The 230-nt window shown below is 41.3% G+C and carries 1 protein-coding gene; it reads right to left on the reverse strand.

The genetic code is table 11. From position 1 onward, the window contains the following. Positions 1-230 (reverse strand): hypothetical protein (locus tag E7X57_RS12610; protein ID WP_167881001.1); only part of this gene is annotated, 230 nt, incomplete at both ends.

Raw genomic sequence — 230 nt, forward strand, 5'->3', positions numbered from 1 at the left:
ACCAGCTGTATCATACGTATGAATTATATTCTGACTGGAGTAATCCTCAGTACCGTCAGCATCAATATCCCAGGACCATGACGTTGCATTGGTTGAGAGATCAGTGAATGAAACAGTAAGTGGTGCATAGCCTTCAGTTATATTAGCACTGAAATCGGATACCGGAAGTATAGGAACGGATGTCACATTGATATAACCGGTCTTGATTTCGGAAGCAGTGCCATTAATAT

Origin of the sequence: Methanococcoides sp. AM1 (assembly GCF_900774055.1) — an archaeon.
In the GTDB taxonomy this organism is placed as follows: domain Archaea; phylum Halobacteriota; class Methanosarcinia; order Methanosarcinales; family Methanosarcinaceae; genus Methanococcoides.